Source organism: Pseudomonas sp. Irchel 3H9 (genome assembly GCF_900187495.1).
GTDB classification, from domain to species: domain Bacteria; phylum Pseudomonadota; class Gammaproteobacteria; order Pseudomonadales; family Pseudomonadaceae; genus Aquipseudomonas; species Aquipseudomonas sivasensis.
Genome location: NZ_FYDK01000009.1, coordinates 134,412 through 152,401, shown reverse-complemented (window position 1 = coordinate 152,401; position 17,990 = coordinate 134,412). Strand labels below are relative to the sequence as shown.

15 protein-coding genes and 1 pseudogene are annotated in these 17,990 nt (G+C 60.7%); all 16 read left to right on the top strand.

Annotated features, from left to right (window positions below):
• Window positions 1–25 precede the first annotated feature (25 nt).
• The 16 genes and pseudogenes from CKW32_RS26010 (at window position 26) to CKW32_RS25935 (ending at window position 17,946) form a co-directional block, all read left to right on the top strand.
• Window positions 26–1,612: a glycosyltransferase family 39 protein gene (locus CKW32_RS26010; RefSeq protein WP_095186350.1), complete on the top strand. Its 1,587-nt coding sequence runs from the start codon at window positions 26–28 to the stop codon at window positions 1,610–1,612.
• Between the two features lie 33 nt (window positions 1,613–1,645).
• Complete coding sequence (locus CKW32_RS26005; protein WP_095186333.1) at window positions 1,646–1,900, top strand: DUF2789 domain-containing protein; 255 nt, start codon at window positions 1,646–1,648, stop codon at window positions 1,898–1,900.
• A 134-nt stretch (window positions 1,901–2,034) separates the two neighbouring features.
• Window positions 2,035–2,280: a type II toxin-antitoxin system Phd/YefM family antitoxin gene (locus CKW32_RS26000; RefSeq protein ID WP_095186332.1), complete on the top strand. Its 246-nt coding sequence runs from the start codon at window positions 2,035–2,037 to the stop codon at window positions 2,278–2,280.
• Window positions 2,270–2,551: pseudogene (locus CKW32_RS25995) on the top strand (type II toxin-antitoxin system RelE/ParE family toxin). The gene CKW32_RS26000 and the pseudogene CKW32_RS25995 overlap by 11 nt, the downstream one beginning before the upstream one ends.
• 204 nt (window positions 2,552–2,755) lie before the next feature.
• Window positions 2,756–3,166 carry a MarR family winged helix-turn-helix transcriptional regulator gene (locus CKW32_RS25990; protein ID WP_032884831.1) on the top strand — a complete coding sequence of 137 codons (411 nt, stop codon included), beginning with the start codon at window positions 2,756–2,758 and terminating at the stop codon, window positions 3,164–3,166.
• Window positions 3,163–5,241: an FUSC family protein gene (locus CKW32_RS25985; protein ID WP_095186331.1), complete on the top strand. Its 2,079-nt coding sequence runs from the start codon at window positions 3,163–3,165 to the stop codon at window positions 5,239–5,241. The genes CKW32_RS25990 and CKW32_RS25985 overlap by 4 nt, the downstream gene beginning before the upstream one ends.
• The gene (locus CKW32_RS25980) at window positions 5,238–5,447 is read left to right on the top strand and encodes a DUF1656 domain-containing protein (protein ID WP_003187469.1); all 210 of its coding nucleotides are present in this window, start codon (window positions 5,238–5,240) and stop codon (window positions 5,445–5,447) included. The genes CKW32_RS25985 and CKW32_RS25980 overlap by 4 nt, the downstream gene beginning before the upstream one ends.
• Window positions 5,444–6,334 carry an efflux RND transporter periplasmic adaptor subunit gene (locus tag CKW32_RS25975; protein WP_095186330.1) on the top strand — a complete coding sequence of 297 codons (891 nt, stop codon included), beginning with the start codon at window positions 5,444–5,446 and terminating at the stop codon, window positions 6,332–6,334. Before CKW32_RS25980 ends, CKW32_RS25975 begins: the two co-directional genes overlap by 4 nt.
• Window positions 6,331–7,773 carry an efflux transporter outer membrane subunit gene (locus CKW32_RS25970; RefSeq protein ID WP_095186329.1) on the top strand — a complete coding sequence of 481 codons (1,443 nt, stop codon included), beginning with the start codon at window positions 6,331–6,333 and terminating at the stop codon, window positions 7,771–7,773. Before CKW32_RS25975 ends, CKW32_RS25970 begins: the two co-directional genes overlap by 4 nt.
• Before the next feature lie 81 nt (window positions 7,774–7,854).
• Window positions 7,855–8,487: a hypothetical protein gene (locus CKW32_RS25965; RefSeq protein ID WP_032884836.1), complete on the top strand. Its 633-nt coding sequence runs from the start codon at window positions 7,855–7,857 to the stop codon at window positions 8,485–8,487.
• 147 nt (window positions 8,488–8,634) lie between these two features.
• Window positions 8,635–10,131: a YdgA family protein gene (locus CKW32_RS25960; protein ID WP_095186328.1), complete on the top strand. Its 1,497-nt coding sequence runs from the start codon at window positions 8,635–8,637 to the stop codon at window positions 10,129–10,131.
• A gap of 318 nt (window positions 10,132–10,449) precedes the next feature.
• Complete coding sequence (gene pgaA, locus CKW32_RS25955; RefSeq protein WP_095186327.1) at window positions 10,450–12,930, top strand: poly-beta-1,6 N-acetyl-D-glucosamine export porin PgaA; 2,481 nt, start codon at window positions 10,450–10,452, stop codon at window positions 12,928–12,930.
• Window positions 12,931–12,942: 12 nt separating this feature from the next.
• Window positions 12,943–14,940 (top strand): poly-beta-1,6-N-acetyl-D-glucosamine N-deacetylase PgaB, encoded by a 1,998-nt coding sequence (gene pgaB / locus CKW32_RS25950; protein WP_095186326.1) that lies wholly within the window; start codon window positions 12,943–12,945, stop codon window positions 14,938–14,940.
• Window positions 14,941–14,942: 2 nt separating this feature from the next.
• Complete coding sequence (gene pgaC, locus CKW32_RS25945) at window positions 14,943–16,283, top strand: poly-beta-1,6-N-acetyl-D-glucosamine synthase (RefSeq protein WP_032884842.1); 1,341 nt, start codon at window positions 14,943–14,945, stop codon at window positions 16,281–16,283.
• 2 nt (window positions 16,284–16,285) lie between these two features.
• Complete coding sequence (pgaD, locus tag CKW32_RS25940) at window positions 16,286–16,768, top strand: poly-beta-1,6-N-acetyl-D-glucosamine biosynthesis protein PgaD (protein WP_032884843.1); 483 nt, start codon at window positions 16,286–16,288, stop codon at window positions 16,766–16,768.
• A 695-nt stretch (window positions 16,769–17,463) separates the two neighbouring features.
• Window positions 17,464–17,946, top strand: coding sequence for a hypothetical protein (locus tag CKW32_RS25935; RefSeq protein WP_256585358.1), 483 nt, complete (start codon window positions 17,464–17,466; stop codon window positions 17,944–17,946).
• The last annotated feature ends 44 nt before the right edge of the window (window positions 17,947–17,990 follow it).

Genomic DNA, 17,990 nt, shown 5'->3' with positions numbered 1-17,990 from the left:
TCAAGGCAGTGGCAGGGGAATCGGGGTGCGTCGGTCTGTGGTAGAGCAAAATGAAAAGGTCGGGGCGTTGCCCGCAATCAGCCGTCTCACGTGGGAGGGGGCTGCTTGGCTGAGCCGTCTTTGGTGGGTGCCGATCCTGGCGTTGGCCATGGCCCTGCGGTTTTATCACCTCACGTCGGCGGCGATCTGGGGAGATGAAGGTTCCAGCCTGCTGCTCAGCGAGTACGCCCTTGGCGACTTGTGGTTTCACGCCGCCCATGATGTGCACCCGCCGCTGTATTTCTTCCTGCTGCGCGGCTGGATCGAGCTGTTTGGCGACAGCATCTGGTCAATTCGCGGCATGAGCGCCATTCCCGGTGTCATTGCGGTGGGGCTGGGCATCTGGCTGACGCGGCAACTGTCCACCCGTCGCGCTGCAGTGCTGGCGGGCGTGCTGCTGGCGCTACTGCCGACCGCCGTGCGCTACAGCCAGGAAGTGCGCATGTATTCACTGCTCGGTGTGTGGCTGCTGGGTGCCACGCTGGCGTTGGTCTACTGGGTGCGCCAACCTGAGCGCACGCGATACATGGCGGTGTATGTACTGCTGATGAGTGCCGGGTTTTATACCCACTACTTCACGGCGCTATGCGTGCTGGTGCATTGGGCGTACCTGGGACTGTTGAGTGCCGCCCCCGGTCAGCGTTTGATCAAGCGCCCGGCGTGGTGGGGCGCCAATGTCGTGATTGTGTTGCTGTACCTGCCCTGGTTGCCGAACTTGCTGGACCTGGTGCAACACGTCGACCAGCTCAAAGTGGGCGGTGACATTGGCTGGGAAGAACCGGTCAACCTGCTGTCCCTGCCGTCGATGATCTGGCAGTTCGTGCTGCAGGATGAAGGTGTTGGTTTCTGGCCGCCGCTGTTCTGGCTGTTTCCGTTGCTGCTGGTCGCGGTCGTCGTGGTGACCGCCTGGCGCGACCGCGAGCGTTATCGACCGGCGAGCCTGCTGGCGTTGTTCTTTCTGCTGCCGCTGCTGCTGGTCTACGCCGTGTCGTTTATTTCACCGGTGTTTATCGAGCGTTATCTCACGGTGTACGCCCTGGCTTTGCCGATCCTGCTGGCGCTGGCCATCGACCGTTTGTCGTGGCTGGGTGCGGCGGTGTTTGTACTGTTTGTGGGCGTGGAGCTGGTGGGGCTGAAGAACAACTTCGCTGTGGATGAACACGACCAGTTCAACGTGCCCGTGGAATTCGTCAACCGTAACTACCAGGAAGACGACCGCATCGTGCTCAGCGACATGATGTGGTACCTCAGCTACGTGTATTACGACCAGACCGATGCCCAGTTGCAGCTCTACACCCCGCCAAAACCCGATGGCACGCCGACCCGCCCCAACGCCTACGGCTTCGGCACCCTGGTGGACCAGGACGGTGGCCGTATATACCTCGACCACTTGTCGGCATTGCCCGAAGGCACCCGCCGCGTTTGGCTGATCAGCAGCAACGAAGCCCCGGACGATTTCGCCCCACTGCCTGCGGGCTGGCGCGAACTCAGCCGCCAGGACGGTGGTGGCGCCAGGGCGCGGTTGTTCGTGCTGTGCAACGCGCCATCGGCGCAACCCGAGGGCTGCCGCTAGACTCGTTTCAACCGCCTTTATCAGGAGCTCATCATGGAATCGCCTGTGCATAGCTTGTCGTCATTGTTCAAACAGCTGGGCCTGCCGGATGACCCGGTGAGCATCGAAAAGTTTGTGTCCGTTCACTCGCCACTCAAGTCTGAGCTGCATCTGGCGGACGCGTTTTTCTGGACGGGCAGTCAACGGGCGTTTTTGCGTGAGGAGATTTTGGAGGATGCGGATTGGGCTGAGGTGGTGGATGAGTTGAACTTGATGTTGAGGGGTGGGCGAGGGGGGCAGAAAGCTTAGGCAACACCGTCGGATGTGAAAAATCTGATGAAAGGATGAAGGATCTGTGTAGAACGTTCTGTAATCAAACTGCTCGGTGTTGCTGAGTGGGACAAAAATAGACCAGAATAAAGCACCTAATTGAGGTCTTTATTATGCAGATTGTCTTGGCCGATATGGCCGTCAGTGTTTCCGAACTTAAAAAAAACCCCTCTGCAGTGCTGAGTGGTGCGCACGGTGGCCCGGTTGCTGTGCTCAACCATAACCGTGTGATGGGTTACATGGTCCCCGCCGAAGTATTCGAAGCGATGATGGATCGTTTAGATGACTTGGAGTTGGCTGAACTCGTTCGTCAGCGTAGCCACGAGACGCCTGAGCCGGTGAACCTGGATGACCTATAAGCTTGAATTTCTGCCTTCGGCACGTAAGGAGTGGGACAAGCTCGGACACACATTGCGAGAGCAGTTTAAAAAGAAGTTGGCCGAGCGTCTTTTGTTGCCGCGCATACAGTCTGACGCGCTGCATGGAATGCCAGATTGCTACAAGATAAAACTCAAGGCTTCAGGCTATCGCTTGGTTTAACAGGTAATCGAGGCGCGTGTAGTAGTCGCGGTCGTCGCGGTAGGTAAGCGTGAGCGTAGCGATGTTTATGAGCGCGCTAAAAAGCGGTGAGTTTTGAAACGTCGGGGGTATGTACGAAACCATGACGCCATGGTTGGGCAAGCCAGCCCATATTGCGAAGCGCAGAAATCAGCCCCTTCCCATCCGCAAAATTGTTTCAAAACTTGACGCATCCTCCTCCTTCCACCATATTGATAGTTAGCAAACTAACTGTATGCGAACTATCCAGTGCCTCAATCCCTCGAACAACTCCAGATGAACCTCAGCAGCAGCATGGTGGTGGGCGCCCGTAATTGGCGCAAAATCTGCCAGACCACGCTGGTGAGCTATGGCATCTCCGAAGCCTGCGCCGTGCCGCTGTTGATGATCGGCCGCTTGGGTGACGGTGTGCACCAGGTCAAAGTCGCCCAGGCGTCCGGTATGGAGAGCCCATCCCTGGTGCGCCTGCTCGATCGCCTGTGCAGTGACGGCTACGTATGCCGCACCGAAGATGTCCACGACCGTCGCGCCAAGGCCTTGAGCCTCACCGAGCGTGGCCGTGAGCTGGTGCAAGCGGTGGAAGTCCAATTGGTGCGCCTGCGCCGTGAAGTGCTGGCGGACATCGACTCCACCGATATGGAAGCCGCGCTGCGTGTGCTGCGGGCCTTTGAGGCAGCGACGCTTTGAACGGATTCTTTACCGGTTTTCCGCCGGCCCGCGACTGGTTCTACGGCGTGCGTACTTTCGCCGCGTCGATGATCGCGCTCTATATCGCCATGCTGATGCAAATGCCGCGTCCGTACTGGGCGATGGCCACGGTGTACATCGTCTCCAGCCCGTTTGTCGGCCCCACCAGTTCCAAGGCCCTGTACCGCGCCATCGGCACCTTGATGGGCGCGGCGGCGGCGGTGTTTTTTGTGCCGATGTTCGTGCAGTCGCCGTACATTTTGGTGGTGGTGATCGCACTGTGGACGGGCACTTTGCTGTTCCTCTCGATGCACCTGCGCACCGCCAACAACTATGCCTTGATGCTCGCTGGCTACACCTTGCCGCTGATCGCCCTGCCGGTGGTGGATAACCCGTTGGCGGTATGGGATGTGGCCGAGGCGCGAACCGAAGAAATCTTCCTCGGTATTGCGGTCGCCGCCGTAGTGGGTGCGATGTTCTGGCCGCGCCGCCTGATGCCCGTGTTCGATGGCTCGGTGGCCAAGTGGTTTGCCGATGCTCAGGTCTACAGCCAACGCTTTCTGACGCGCAATGTGCAGCGTGAAGAAGTCAGCACTTTGCGCGGCGGCATGGTCGCCACCTTCAACACCCTCGAATTGATGATCGGCCAATTGCCTCACGAAGGCGCGCGGCCGCAAACGGTGCGCAACACCAAGGAACTGCGTGGACGCATGATCCACCTGCTGCCGGTGGTGGATGCCCTCGACGATGCGCTCTACGCCATCGAACATCGGGCGCCGGAATTTCTCGACCGCATCCAGCCGATTCTGGAAGCCACAAGCCAGTGGCTGGAAAACACTCAACAAAGTGCACCGTTGGAAAGCTGGCGCGCCCTGCGTGACCAGGTCGACGCCCTGCAACCCCAAGGCGAGGCGCTGGACGACCGCCACACCCTGCTGTTTTCCAACGCGCTGTATCGCCTGGGCGAATGGATCGACCTGTGGCAAGACTGCCGCAGCCTGCAAGCGGCCATCCAGTGTGAAAGCCAGGACAGCTGGCGCGCCGTGTATCGTCACTGGCGCCTGGGTCGGCTCACGCCATTCCTTGACCGTGGTCTGATGTTCTATTCGGCGTTTTCTACGGTCACCGCGATCATCGTCGCCTCGGTGCTGTGGATTCTGCTGGGCTGGACCGACGGCGGCAGCGCGGTGATTCTGGCCGCCGTGGCGTGCAGCTTCTTCGCCTCGATGGACGATCCGGCGCCACAGATCTATCGGTTCTTTTTCTGGACCGCCATGTCGGTGCTGTTCGCCAGCCTGTATCTGTTTCTGGTGCTGCCCAACCTGCACGATTTCCCGATGCTGGTGCTGGCGTTTGCGGTGCCGTTCATCTGCATCGGTACCCTTACTGTGCAGCCGCGCTTCTACCTGGGCATGTTGCTGACGTTGGTGAACACCTCGTCGTTCATCAGCATCCAGGGTGCCTACGACGCGGACTTTCTCAACTTCGCCAACGTCAACCTCGCCGGCCCCGTGGGCCTGCTGTTTGCGTTTGTGTGGACATTGGTTGCGCGGCCTTTCGGCGCCGAATTCGCCGCCAAGCGCCTGACCCGTTTCAGCTGGCGTGACATCGTCGGCCTCACCGAGCCCGCAACCCTGGCCGAACACCGACACCTCGCCGTGCAGATGCTCGATCGCCTCATGCAGCACCTGCCGCGCCTGGCACTCACCGGCCAGGACACCGGCATCGCCCTGCGCGATTTGCGCGTGGCGCTGAACCTGCTCGACCTGCTGGCGTACTCGCCGCGCATCCTTGGAGTGCCACGGGTGTTGCTCAACCAGGTCGTCGAAGGGGTGGGCGCTTACTTCAAAGCCTGCCTCAAGGCGGGTGAACGCTTGCCCGCGCCCAGCGGTCTGCTGATGACCCTCGACCGCACCCGCCGGGCCCTCAACGGCCAGGGTCTGCAAGACGAGGACGATACTCGCCTGCACCTGTTGCACGCCCTGGCCGGCCTGCGACTGGCGTTGTTGCCTGGCGTCGAATTTATTGGCGGCACCGAGATGGAGGCGCCGCTGCCTGATGGAGCGCCTTTATGATCGGTGATCTGGATATAAGCGGGGTGTTCCTGCCCACGCTGCTGGTGCTGATGGGCATTACGTACGTGTTGTTTCTGGTGGTGCACGGGCTGTTGACGCGCATGCACTTCTATCGCCTGGTCTGGCACCGGGCATTGTTCAATGTGGGGCTCTACGCGCTGTTGCTGGGCGCGGTGGACTCACTCAGTCGATACCTGATGACATGAAAAAACCTTTTTTGACCATCGGCCGTGTAGTCCTGACGCTGCTGATCGTGAGCTTCGCGGTCGTCGTTGTGTGGCGCATGGTCATGTACTACATGTTTGCGCCCTGGACCCGCGACGGGCACATCCGTGCTGACATCGTGCAGATCGCCCCGGACGTGTCCGGGCTGATTCAGCGCGTGGACGTGCGTGACAACCAGTTGGTGACCAAGGGCCAGGTGCTGTTTGCCGTCGACCAGGACCGCTTCAAGCTGGCCCTGCGCCAAGCCCAGGCCGCCGTGGCCGACCGCCAGGAAACCCTGGCCCAGGCCCAGCGCGAGTACAAGCGTAACCGTGGCCTCGGCAACCTGGTGCCCAGCGAGCAACTGGAAGAAAGCCAGTCCCGCGTGGCCCGTGCCCAGTCGGCCCTGGCTGAAGCACAAGTGACGGTGGATTCGGCCCAACTGAACCTGGATCGCTCAGTAATCCGCAGCCCGGTGGACGGCTACGTCAACGACCGGGCGCCGCGTAACCAGGAATTCGTCACCGCCGGCCGGCCGGTCCTGTCAGTGGTGGACAGCAATTCCTTCCATATCGACGGCTATTTTGAAGAGACCAAACTCGACGGCATCCACGTCGGCATGGCGGTGGATATCCGCGTGATCGGTGATAACGCTCGCTTGCGCGGCCACGTGCAGAGCATCGTCGCCGGTATCGAAGATCGCGACCGCAGCAGCGGCTCCAACCTATTGCCCAACGTCAACCCGGCGTTTAGCTGGGTGCGCCTGGCCCAGCGGATTCCTGTACGCATCGCCTTTGACGACGTGCCGGCGGACTTCCGCATGATCGCCGGGCGTACGGCCACGGTGTCGATCATTGGCGACAAGCCCAATGACGGAGCCACGCCATGAAGCAACTGTTGGCAACCGCCGCGTTGGGTTTGCTGCTGTCGGCCTGCCAAGTGGTAGGCCCGGACTACCAGTTGCCGGACAAGGCTGCGGTCAACCGTGGCGACCTGCAAGGGCAACTCGCGGGCGAGGGCGCCAACGTGGTGTCAGCGCCGGTGCCGACCGACTGGTGGAAACTGTACAAAGACCCGCGCCTGGATGAGCTGGTGCGCCAGGCCATGGCGTCCAACACCGACTTGCGCGTGGCCGCTGCCAATTTGCAGCGCGCGCGCTTCCAGACCCAACAGGCTGAATCCGCCGGCGGCTGGAGCCTCGGCGCCAAGGCTGAGGCGCAGCGCCTGCAGGAGTCCGGCGAAGCATTTTTGCTGGCCGACAAAGTGCCGGTGGGTAACATCGGCAGCGTCGGCATTACCACCTCGTATCAATTCGATCTGTTCGGCACCTTGCAACGGGGCATCGAAAGCGCCCAGGCCAGCGCCGATGCCGCTCAGGCCGCTGCCGATATCGCGCGCATCACCCTAGTGGCCGATGTGGTGCGTTACTACACCCAGGTGTGTGCGGCCAACGAAGAGCTGGCGATTGCCAACGAGTCCCTGGACTTGCAAGCCCAGAGCACCAAGCTGACCCAACGCCTGCGTGACGCCGGCCGTGGCGATGAAACCCAGGTCACCCGCTCGCAAACCCAGTACAAATCCCTTCGCGCCGACATGCCGCGCTACGAAGCTGCGCGCCAGGCCGGGCTGTTCCGTCTGTCGATGCTGCTGGCCAAGCCGTTGGACCAACTGCCGGCGGGCACCGGCAACTGCGCCGAGCTGCCGCACATTGCCCAGTTGTTGCCAGTGGGTGACGGCGCGGCGCTGCTCAAGCGGCGTCCCGATGTGCGCCAGGCCGAACGCCAATTGGCCGCTGCCACCGCACGTATCGGCGTGGCCACCGGCGCCCTGTACCCAGACATCGCCATCGGCGCCACCGTAGGCACCGTCGGCTTGCTCGACAACCTCGGCACGCCTGCGACCAACCGCTGGGGTTTTGGCCCGATGATCAGCTGGACCGTGCCGACCAACGGCGCCCGGGCCCGCGTCCACGAAGCCGAAGCCGCCACCCAGGGCGCCCTGGCGCATTTCGATGGGGTGGTGCTCAACGCCATTCGCGAAACCCAGACCGGTCTGGCGCAATACACCGCGCAACTGCAACGCCGTGATGCGTTGGCCGAAGCCGGCGAGTCGGCCAAGGAAGCGGCGGGGCAGACCCATCGCTTCTTCCAGGCCGGCCGCGCGTCGTTCCTGGCCGACCTGCAAGCCACCCGCACTTACACCGATGTGCGTGCGCAATTGGCGGCGGCAAATACCCAGGTCGCCATGAGCCAGATCGATCTGTTCCTGGCCCTGGGCGGCGGTTGGGAAAGCGGACGAACGCAAGCGTCACAGCCCGGCAAACCCTGAGCGGGTAGCTATGCTTTGTCAGGTGGGCCGCCGTGATGGCCTACCTGACACTGCTCGCGTTTGCTCATGGGGATTCCAATAATGAAAAACCCTTATGCTCCCGCTTTCTGGTGCGTGCTCCTCGCACTGGTGCTGTTATCGGCCGCGTATTTCTACGGCGTCATGCTCGCCCACCAGCTCGACAAGGCCATGGTCTTTCTCGACAGCGCCTGCCTGGTGATCGGCACCTTGTCCATCGGCGTGGTGGCCTGGGCCTCTTACCAAAATCAACGGATCAAGAAAAAACTTCTCGAACAAGGCAAGACCCGCGTGGCGATCTGGGACACCAAGGTCGCGCTCCGGCGTGTGGAAACCGTGTTCGATCGTTATTTCTGGGGCAGCTACTGGCAGCCGGGTCGCACCTTTCAGGAGGTCATGGGCGACCTCACCGGCACCCCCCTGGAAAAAAGCCTCGAAGTTCTGAAAAAACAGTGCGTGGCCCTCGATCAGCAGGTCGCCGATGGTAGGCATTGGCTTAACAATGCGCGTGAATTGTCTGACGTCGCGACGCAGATGGCCCGCGAACGCTACCAACTGGACTTCTGCGACCCCAAGGCCGATACCCCCGGCAACGCGGTGATACACCGCGAATTTGAGGTGTTGGTGTACACCTGGACCGCACGGCTGAAGAGTTTCGATCACCAACTCGACGAGATCGAACTGGAATACTCGTGAACCAACTGCTCGCCTGAACCTCTGAGAAATCTGGGCCCTTCGCGGCTGCCAGTGCTAATCTTCCCCCGTTTTCGGCGGGCTTGAGCCAACCCCATCGGGGTTCAAGGAAGACAGCCCACTTCTCACAGGATTTGATCAGGTCACTTCATGAATAAGCCAGCAGTCGTTCTTTTGGGTTTTGTTGTCGCCGTAGGCGTCGTCAGTGCAGGCGGCGCCTGGTACACCGGTAAACAACTGGAGCCAGTGCTGCAAACCGCGATCCAGAACGCCAACAAGGAACTGCAGACCTCCATGGCCGGCGTCGATGGCACTGTGGCCCTGGAGCTGGTCTCCCTGGACCGTGGCGTGTTCAGCAGCACCGCCCATTACCGCTTGAAAGGCCAGGGTTCGGTCTTCGGCGAAGAAAACCCTAATCCGGAACTGCTGTTCGTCGACCATATCGAACACGGCCCGCTGCCGTTCTCGCGCCTGGTGACACTCAAGTGGCTGCCGGTCATGGCCACCAGTCACTACGAGCTGGAAAAGAACGCCACCACCGAGAAGTGGTTCGCCGCCGCCAAAGACGTATCTCCACTCAAAGGCGTGGCCAACATTGGTTACACCCGTTCGGTCAACGGCAATATCGAATTGCTGCCCCTGGAGTTCAAGGACGATACGTCTTCGGTGAGCTTCTCCGGCGCAAACATGAATTTCGACAGCACTGCCGAAGGCCAGAAGGTCAAGGCCGACGGCTTCATGAACAGCGTCAAGGTCGCCGCGGTAGACGCCAAGGGCGAGCACTTCGAAGCTGAGCTGTCTGGGCTGACCATCGCCAGCAACCTGGAAAAATCCACCTTCGGCTTCTACACCGGGCAAAACACCGTTGAGCTGACCGACAGCAAGTTCACCTTCGGCCCGCAGAAAGCCGTGCTGACCGTCAAAGGCTTCGAGCAGAAAGACTCCAGCGAAACCAAGGACAACAACCTGGCCGGCCGTGTCGACTACAAGATCGACGAGATCGGCTACCAGGGTAAACCTGTAGGTTCGGCGGCCTTGGCCGTGAGCATGAAGAATGTCGACATCCCGGCCATGCTGGTGCTGACCAAGCTGTACCAGGACAAGATGCAACCGGTGCAAGCCGCCGCCGCCGCCAACCAGCCTGCCCCCGAGCTGCAACTGACTGAAGCCGAGCAAGCCCTGGCTGAAGCCAACGTCAATCAGGTCCTGGCTGCCAAGCCGCAAGTGGCTGTGGAAAACCTGTCGCTGAAAACCACCCACGGTGAAAGCAAGTTCAGCCTGCTGGTAGACCTGGCTAAACCGGTGTCCATGGAGCTGCCGCCAGTTGAGCTGGGCAAGCAGATGATTGCGCTGCTGGATGCCAATCTGACCCTTTCCAAGCCGATGATCGCTGACGTTTCCGCACTGCAAGCCCAACTCGGTGGCGTGACCGACCCGAAATCCATCGAGCAGCAATCCCAGATGGCCGCCGAGATGGTCAGCGGCATGGCGGTTGGCACGCAGTTGGCAACTTTGGTCGGTAGCGACGTGGTCTCCAAGCTGCACTACGCCAACAATGAAGTGACGTTCAACGGCCAGAAGATGACCGTCGAGCAGTTCATTGGTTTTGTAATGGCCAAAGTTGGTGCGGTCAGCGGCGCACAGTAACGCCTCAACACTCGGCCTCTTCGTGAGGCTGCTTGAAATGCAGTCAAAATGTGGGAGCGGGCTTGCCCGCGAATGCAGTGGATCAGTCACCACTGCGTATTCGCGAGCAAGCCCGCTCCCACATTTGTTTTGTGCAGGCCCGACTCAGCGGCTACCCATCAATTCTGAACAATTGTTCTGAATTGGTCTTCTCCCTACTTTCCTAAGAGATAGTTCACACAGGAAAGCTAGGCCGGGTCATTAGACGCCGGCACCCTGTAGCATGTCGCTCAGGATCACCTATCGTTACAGCTTTCCGTGTGTAAGGAAGCTCACGATATGTTGCGAAACCTACCACTCAGTGCATCAGGCCGGTTGCGACTGCTCATCGGGGCAGCTTTATGCAGCCAGCTGTTGATGCCCACTTTCGCCATGGCCGATCCGGCCTATGACGCGCTGATTATCCAGGCGCGCAACGGCAACTTCACACCCGCCCTTACGCAATTGCGTCAGCTGTCTGCCGAGCGCCAGACGCCAGGCCAGGTCAGCGATCATGTGGTGATCGCCGGTTGGGCCGGGCAGGACGCCGAAGTGCTGAAGGTGTACGAAGCTGAGGGTAAACATCGCAACCTCAGTACCCAAGCGCTCGCCACCGTGGCGCGCACCTATCGCAATCAAAAGCAGTGGCCCCAGGCTGAGGCGACCTATCGCCAGGCGCTGCTGCGTGAACCAAATAACGTCGACCTGCAACTGGGCCTGGCCCTGACCCAGGCTGACGGCGGCAAAGCCAATGAAGCCGTGCAACGCACCCGCGCGCTGGTGGCCGCCAAGCCAGACGACCCCAACCGGCGCATGGCCCTGGGGTATGCGCTGACCCGCGCTGGCTTGAACTACGACGCGCTGTTTGAATTCGATCAGGCGTTTATCCGTGCTGGCGACAAGCCTGAAGTCGCCCGCGAATACATCGTCGCCCTGCAAAAGGCTCGCTTGCCGGAAGCCGCTTTGCGCCTGTCGGCCCAGCGTCCGGGCCTGCTGGACCCGGTGACCCAACGCCGCCTGGAGGGTGACCTCGCCGCCGAACGGGTGCGCATGGCCGAGTTCGCCACGCGCAGCGAAAAAGACCGCTATGTGATTGCCGACCGCGCCCTGGCGGACTACGACAAACTGCTCGCCCGCTGGACCCCGGACGCCACCGCCCATGACGATGTGGTGCGCTGGCGCATCGACCGCCTGGGTGCACTCAAGGCGCGTGCACGTACCGCCGAGGTGATTCGCGAGTACGAAACGCTTAAGGCCGAAGGTGTGCAACTGCCGACCTACGCCGTGCGTTGGGTGGCCGCGTCCTACCTCGACCAGCGCCAGCCGGAAAAAGCCGAGCCGCTGTATCGCCAGGCGCTGAGCGCCACCGACGCGGAGCCCGATGATCGGGTCGAAGACACCACCGCGCTGTTCTACGCGTTGCAGGAAAGCGACAAAGGCGAGGATGCCAACGAGGTCGCCAAAGGACTCGCCAACAGCCAGAACCCTCGGGTCGAACTCAAGGGCTTGCCCATCGGCAACCCCAACGACGCGTGGATGGACGCCCAGCAACTGTCGGCCCAGGCCGGTGTCTACGGTGGCGACCTGCCGGGCAGCGAAGCCGGTTTGGAAGCGCTGGTAGCAAAAGCACCGGGCAACGTCGGCCTGCGTCTGGCCCAGGCTGACATGTACCGCGCCCGCGATCTGCCCCGGCGCGCCGAAGGCATTCTCAAGGAAACCGAAGCCCAGGCCCCGCGCGACATCGGCTTGGAAGTGAGCCAGGCATACACCGCCATGGACCTGCAGGAGTGGCGCCAGCTCGACGTGCTCACCGACGACGTGGTTGCGCGCAACCCGGATAACCGTCAGGTGCAGCGCCTCAGCCGCCTGCGCGATGTGCATGACATGGCCGAGCTGCGCGTCGAGGCCTACACGGGTAAAAGCTTCGGCGGCGGTAACGACAGCGAAGCGGGTGCGGTGTCGGGGAGCCGTGACTGGGGCATCGAAAGCCGTCTCTACACGCCGCCTATCGACGAAGACTGGCGCCTGTTTGCCGGTGCCGGCTATGCCCGCGCAGATTTCGAAGAGGGTACCGGCCAGCATCGTTGGCAGGTTGTCGGCGTGGAGCGGCGCACCCGTGACATGACCATCGAAGCCGAGGTATCCAACCATTCCTACGGCGATGGCTCCAAACAAGGCGCCGCGATCTCGATTGCGCGCGACATCAACGACAACTGGCAATACGGCGGCAGCCTCGGCTACCTGCTGAGCACCACGCCGTTGCGCGCGCTGAATGATGGCATCACCGCCAACGGCGGCAGCGGTTTTATTCGCTGGCGCGCCAACGAAAGCCGCGAGTGGAAACTGACCCTCAGCCCGTCCCACTTCAGCGACGGCAACGACCGCTTCGAAGCCTTGCTCAGCGGCCGCGAAGGCCTCTACAGCTCGCCGCGAGTGCAAGTGGACCTGGGCCTGGAAGTCGGCGCCAGCCGCAACAGCAAGGAAGACACGGTGTACTTCAATCCGAAGTCGGATTTGACCGTGCTGCCCGTCATCAACATCAACCATGTGCTCTATCACCGCTACGAGACCCAGTGGAGTCAGCAGTTCCAGGTCGGTGCGGGTACCTATAGCCAGCGCGATTACTCCACCGGCGGCATGGCGTTGATCGGCTACGGCCAACGCTATCGCTGGAACGATGTACTCGACGCTGGCGCCAACCTGAGCCTGATCAGCCGACCTTACGACGGTGATCGCGAACGCGATCTGCGCCTGCTCGTCGACCTCACTTACCGTTTCTAAAAGAGCCTGACCATGACCTTCCTCAGCCGTTGCTTGTTGGTTCTGGGCGTATTGCTGGCCAGTGCCTGCGCCCAGCAACCCGCACCTTTCACTCCACCCGCCGAGCGGCCGACACCGCTCAACGAGCAGGCGTGGCCGAAAAACCACTTCCTGGGCATTGCCTACCACGATGTGTCGGATCGTGATCCTGACCAGGCCGTGGTGGCGGTGCGTACCGAGCGTTTGATCGAGCAGTTGGCTTGGTTGCGCGAGAACGGCTACCAGGCGGTCAGCGTTGACCAGATCCTGGCCGCCCGCCATGGCGGCCCGGCATTGCCGCCCAAAGCAATCATGCTCAGCTTCGACGACGGCTATTCGAGCTTCTACACCCGCGTGCTGCCGATTCTGCGCGCCTACCATTGGCCGGCGTTGCTGGCGCCGGTGGGCAGCTGGATCGACACACCGCTCAACCAGCCGGTGGATTTTGCCGGTTCACCCCGGCCGCGTGGTGAGTTCCTGACCTGGCAGCAGATTCGCGAAGTGTCCCAGTCCGGCCTGGTGGAAATCGCCGCGCACACCGATGCCAATCACAAAGGCATCCTGGCCAACCCCCAGGGCAACCTGGAGCCAGCTGCGACTTCCCTGCGTTATGACCCGGCCACCGGTCGTTATGAAAGCCAGGCCCAGTTCGATGCGCGGTTGCGTGCGGATGTGGTCGCGATCTCCAACAAGATCCAAACCGTGACCGGCAAGAAACCACGGGTCTGGGTATGGCCGTACGGCGCCGCCAAAGGCACCTCGCTGGCCATCGTTGGCGAGCAGGGCTACCAAATGGCCCTGACCTTGGAAGACGGCCTCGACAGCTCCGATGACCTGATGAACAGCCCGCGCTTTCTGGTGGCCTCCGATCCGGACGGCGAGCATTTCGCCAACAGCATCGTCGCTGTGCAAACCCCGGCACCGCTGCGGGTGTTGCATGTGGACCTGGATAACGTCTACGACCCGGACCCGGCCCAACAGGCGCGCAACCTCGACCAGTTGGTGCAGCGCGTGGTGGACATGGGCGCCGGCACGGTGTTCCTGCAAGCCTTCGCCGACCCCAAGGGTGACGGCCTGGTCCACTCGCTGTACTTCCCCAACCGCCACCTGCCAGTGCGCGCCGACCTGTTCAACCGCGTCGCCTGGCAACTGCACACCCGTGCCCATGCCAGCGTGTATGCCTGGATGCCAGTGCTGAGTTTCGCCCTTGATCCCAAGCTGCCGCGTGTGACGCGCTGGGACCCGGAAACCGGCAAAGTGGGCATCGACCCGGATCAATACAAACGCCTGTCGCCGTTCGACCCGCAAGTGCGCAAAATCATTGGCGAGATCTATGAAGACCTGGCGCGCAACAGTGCCATCGACGGTGTGCTGTACCACGACGATGCGGTGTTCTCGGACTTCGAAGACGCCAGCCCCGCCGCGCTCAAGGCCTATGCTGCCAACGGCCTGCCGGGCAGCATCGAGGCACTGCGCGCCGACCCTGCGGTGATGCAGCGCTGGACGCGCTTCAAGAGCCGCTACCTGATCGACTTCACCAAGGAGCTGACCGCCAAGGTCCGCGCTATCTCTGGGCCGCAGGTGCTGACCGCGCGCAACATCTTCGCGCAGCCGATGCTCAACCCAGAAAGCGAAGCCTGGTTCGCGCAGAACCTCGACGATTTCCTCCAGACCTACGACTGGACCGCGCCCATGGCCATGCCGCTGATGGAAGGGGAGACGCTGAAGAACTCCAACGCCTGGCTGGAGAAACTGGTGGCGACGGTCAAAGCCCGCCCCGGTGCGATGCAGCGAACGGTATTCGAACTGCAAGCCAAAGACTGGCGCACCCCAGCAGCCCCCGACCTGTCCGCCGAGCAAATGGCTGAATGGATGGGTGTACTCAAGCGCCAGGGTGTCACGAGTTTTGGCTACTACCCGGACAATTTCCTGGAAAACTCCCCGGACCTGAAGACTGTGCGTCCGGCCCTTTCCAACCAATGGAACCCTTGACCATGTTCGACAGAATCCTGGCTTTATTCGTGCTGGCACTGGTATTAGGCGTGCCCCTGGGACTGATCTTCCTGGTCACCGGGCAGTTCCTGATGGACTTCGTGTTTTTCTACCCGCTGTTCATGTCGGCGCTGTGGATCTCCGGCGGCTTGTACTTCTGGTTGCACTGGGAGCGCCACTGGCCCTGGGAAGAAGACACCCCGGCGCCGACCCTGGCCGGCAACCCGCTGATCTCGATCATCATCCCTTGCTACAACGAGGGTGATAACGCCGCCGACACCATTCATGCGGCCCTCGGTCAGATGTACCCGAACATCGAAGTGATCGCGGTCAACGACGGTTCCAAAGACAACACCGCCGCAGTGCTCGACGCCCTGGCGCTGGAGCATCCACGCCTGCGGGTGCTGCACCTGGCGCAGAACCAGGGCAAGGCCGTGGCCTTGCGCATGGGGGCCGTGGCGGCGCGCAGCGAATACCTAGTGTGCATCGACGGCGATGCATTGCTCGATAAAAACGCGGCGGCTTATATGGTCGCGCCGATGCTCGACAACCCGCGCCTGGGTGCCGTGACCGGCAACCCTCGTATCCGCACACGCTCGACCTTGATCGGCCGCGTGCAGGTGGGCGAGTTCTCGTCGATCATTGGCTTGATCAAGCGCACGCAACGGGTGTTTGGTCGGATCTTCACCGTGTCGGGTGTGGTGGTGGCGTTTCGTAAAAAGGCGCTGGACCGCATCGACTACTGGTCCACCGACATGATCACCGAGGACATCGACGTCAGTTGGAAGCTGCAACTCGACCACTGGAGCATCTTCTACGAGCCTCGCGCGCTGTGCTGGATTCTGATGCCCGAAACCGTCGGCGGCCTGTGGAAACAACGGCTGCGCTGGGCCCAGGGTGGCGCCGAAGTACTGTTCAAAAACATCCGTGGCATCTGGCAATGGCGTCACCGCTACCTGTGGCCGCTGTTGTTCGAATACTGCCTGTCCACCGGTTGGGCGTTCACCTTCATGCTGTCGGTCATCTTTTGGGGCGTGGGCAAATTCACGCCGCTGCCCCAGGCGATCGCGGTGGACTCACTGATGCCGCCCGCGTTTACCGGCCTGGTGTTGGCGATGGTATGCCTGCTGCAATTTGCCGTGAGCATCCTGATCGACCGCCGCTACGAGAAAGACCTGTGGAAAACCCTGTTCTGGACCGTGTGGTACCCGATGGTGTTCTGGCTGGTCAGTCTGTTCACCACCCTGGTCAGTTTCCCCAAGGTGCTGTTCAACCAGCACCAGAAGCGCGCGCGCTGGGTCAGCCCGGATCGTGGCATCAAACCTGTTGAAGAGGAGGCGTGATCATGAAACTGGTCAGAACTCGCCAAAGTACCGTCATGTGGATCATCGACGTGGTGTTGACCCTGATGGCCTGGGCCGGATTGGTTTGGCTGCTGGCGCGAGGGATTACCTCGATGCTGGATACCCACGGCGGCCCGCGCATCGACGCGCCGATTTTTGCGGCGCTCAACACCTTGCAGATCTACCTCTGGATCGCGTTGTTCAACGCCGTGATCCTGGTCAGTTGGGCACGCTACCAGCAGCGCAAAGGGCGCAAGTTCGCCCAGCGTCGCGCCCAGGCCAAGGCCCTCAGCGACAAGAGCCTGAGCGAAAGCTTCAGCCTGGCAGAAGGCGACTTGGAGCAACTGCGCCGGCCAGGCGTGCTGGTGATTCATAACGACGAAGAGGGCGGCGTGTCGGAAGTGAAATCCCATGTCTCTCGTGACGTGGAGAAACCGGGGTTGACCTTGGTACCTGGCGCTGTCCAGAACAAAGACGCCAGCTAGTGCGCTAAACAACGCCTAAAGGTCGACCCATAACTCTGAAGTGAGCGGACTTGCCCCGCGCTGGGCTGCGAAGCCGCACCAAAACCTGCCACCGCCTTTTTACTGAGTAAACGCGCCGGTCTTAATGGGGCTGCTTCGCAGCCCGGCGCGGGGCAAGCCCGCTCACCACAGAGTCGTGTGGCAGCTTTTAATATTTGCGTCTATATCCATGCACCGGTAGCGGTGGGTCAGTTACAGATTTATTAGCTGACGCTCCCTCATCGGCGGCTGTTTCATCCTGCCAATAGTGATTATTGCGATCCAGTTCCCAGGCCCACCCCGCGAACTTTTCTGCATTTCCCATTACTAATTTACTGGGCAATAACTTGACGGCCAACTAGTGGCAGCTTCTAAGTTCTCCGACGAATCGATATCAAAACAGCTGCCGCCTGTCGGATTAATAGATTCGGTCTCAGGTCGCCAAACTTTTTGATGATTATTTATTGTTATCAATTAATGTGTTGGGGCTTCAAGTAGCGCGAATGTCCAACTAGCTCGGATTCTTTGGTTGGTCAAAGTTTGATGTTAGTTTTCCTGCCCTTGAAATAGGGGTCAGACCACGGTTACATTAATAGTGGTCTGATCCCTGTGGTTTTCCCATTGCCCTGCTAGTTGACAGGGAACCACGAATTTATCAAATAAATCAGGAAGTCACGGTGATAATCCAATGGCCTCGCTTGCTTAGATTCAAACAGGATGATGTCCTTGATATACCCGAGGGCTCCCGTTCACTCATTGATGAGGGTGTCTACAGCATTTCAGACACTCAATACTGTCTCGCCGATGTGATTAATGAGAACGGACAGGACACGCTGAGGGTGCTCTCGTTTTACTGGGCTGCCAGTCAGGGTGCGTTTCGGCGAGCCTGTTTCAGAGAAGTTGAAAGTGATGATATGGCTCTCGGTTATCCACCAGAAGTGCTAATACCTGAGCGGGCAGGGGCGACCTATAGTCAAATAAAACAAGCATTGACGGCGATGGGTGACGTCATGGAGCATGCTTCTTATCGAATAATGTCTGATGGCGCCTTTATTCATAAAAGCTTGGAGAGCGCGTCAGTGGTGTATCATTTTCGGTCGCTAGACTCGCTGGATGATGAGTTGCCTTATGCAATTGTATGGAAGTGTCGTCGTACTTAGCGTCTCTGCATAAAGTTGAAAGGAGACAGCGTATTTACATAGCA

Coding starts and splice junctions, on each gene's coding strand:
- CKW32_RS26005 (WP_095186333.1), top strand. CDS start 1,646: ATGGAATCGCCTGTGCATAGCTTGTCGTCATTGTTCAAACAGCTGGGC.
- CKW32_RS26000 (WP_095186332.1), top strand. CDS start 2,035: ATGCAGATTGTCTTGGCCGATATGGCCGTCAGTGTTTCCGAACTTAAA.
- CKW32_RS25990 (WP_032884831.1), top strand. CDS start 2,756: ATGAACCTCAGCAGCAGCATGGTGGTGGGCGCCCGTAATTGGCGCAAA.
- CKW32_RS25980 (WP_003187469.1), top strand. CDS start 5,238: ATGATCGGTGATCTGGATATAAGCGGGGTGTTCCTGCCCACGCTGCTG.
- CKW32_RS25975 (WP_095186330.1), top strand. CDS start 5,444: ATGAAAAAACCTTTTTTGACCATCGGCCGTGTAGTCCTGACGCTGCTG.
- CKW32_RS25970 (WP_095186329.1), top strand. CDS start 6,331: ATGAAGCAACTGTTGGCAACCGCCGCGTTGGGTTTGCTGCTGTCGGCC.
- CKW32_RS25965 (WP_032884836.1), top strand. CDS start 7,855: ATGAAAAACCCTTATGCTCCCGCTTTCTGGTGCGTGCTCCTCGCACTG.
- CKW32_RS25960 (WP_095186328.1), top strand. CDS start 8,635: ATGAATAAGCCAGCAGTCGTTCTTTTGGGTTTTGTTGTCGCCGTAGGC.
- pgaA (WP_095186327.1), top strand. CDS start 10,450: ATGTTGCGAAACCTACCACTCAGTGCATCAGGCCGGTTGCGACTGCTC.
- pgaB (WP_095186326.1), top strand. CDS start 12,943: ATGACCTTCCTCAGCCGTTGCTTGTTGGTTCTGGGCGTATTGCTGGCC.
- pgaC (WP_032884842.1), top strand. CDS start 14,943: ATGTTCGACAGAATCCTGGCTTTATTCGTGCTGGCACTGGTATTAGGC.
- pgaD (WP_032884843.1), top strand. CDS start 16,286: ATGAAACTGGTCAGAACTCGCCAAAGTACCGTCATGTGGATCATCGAC.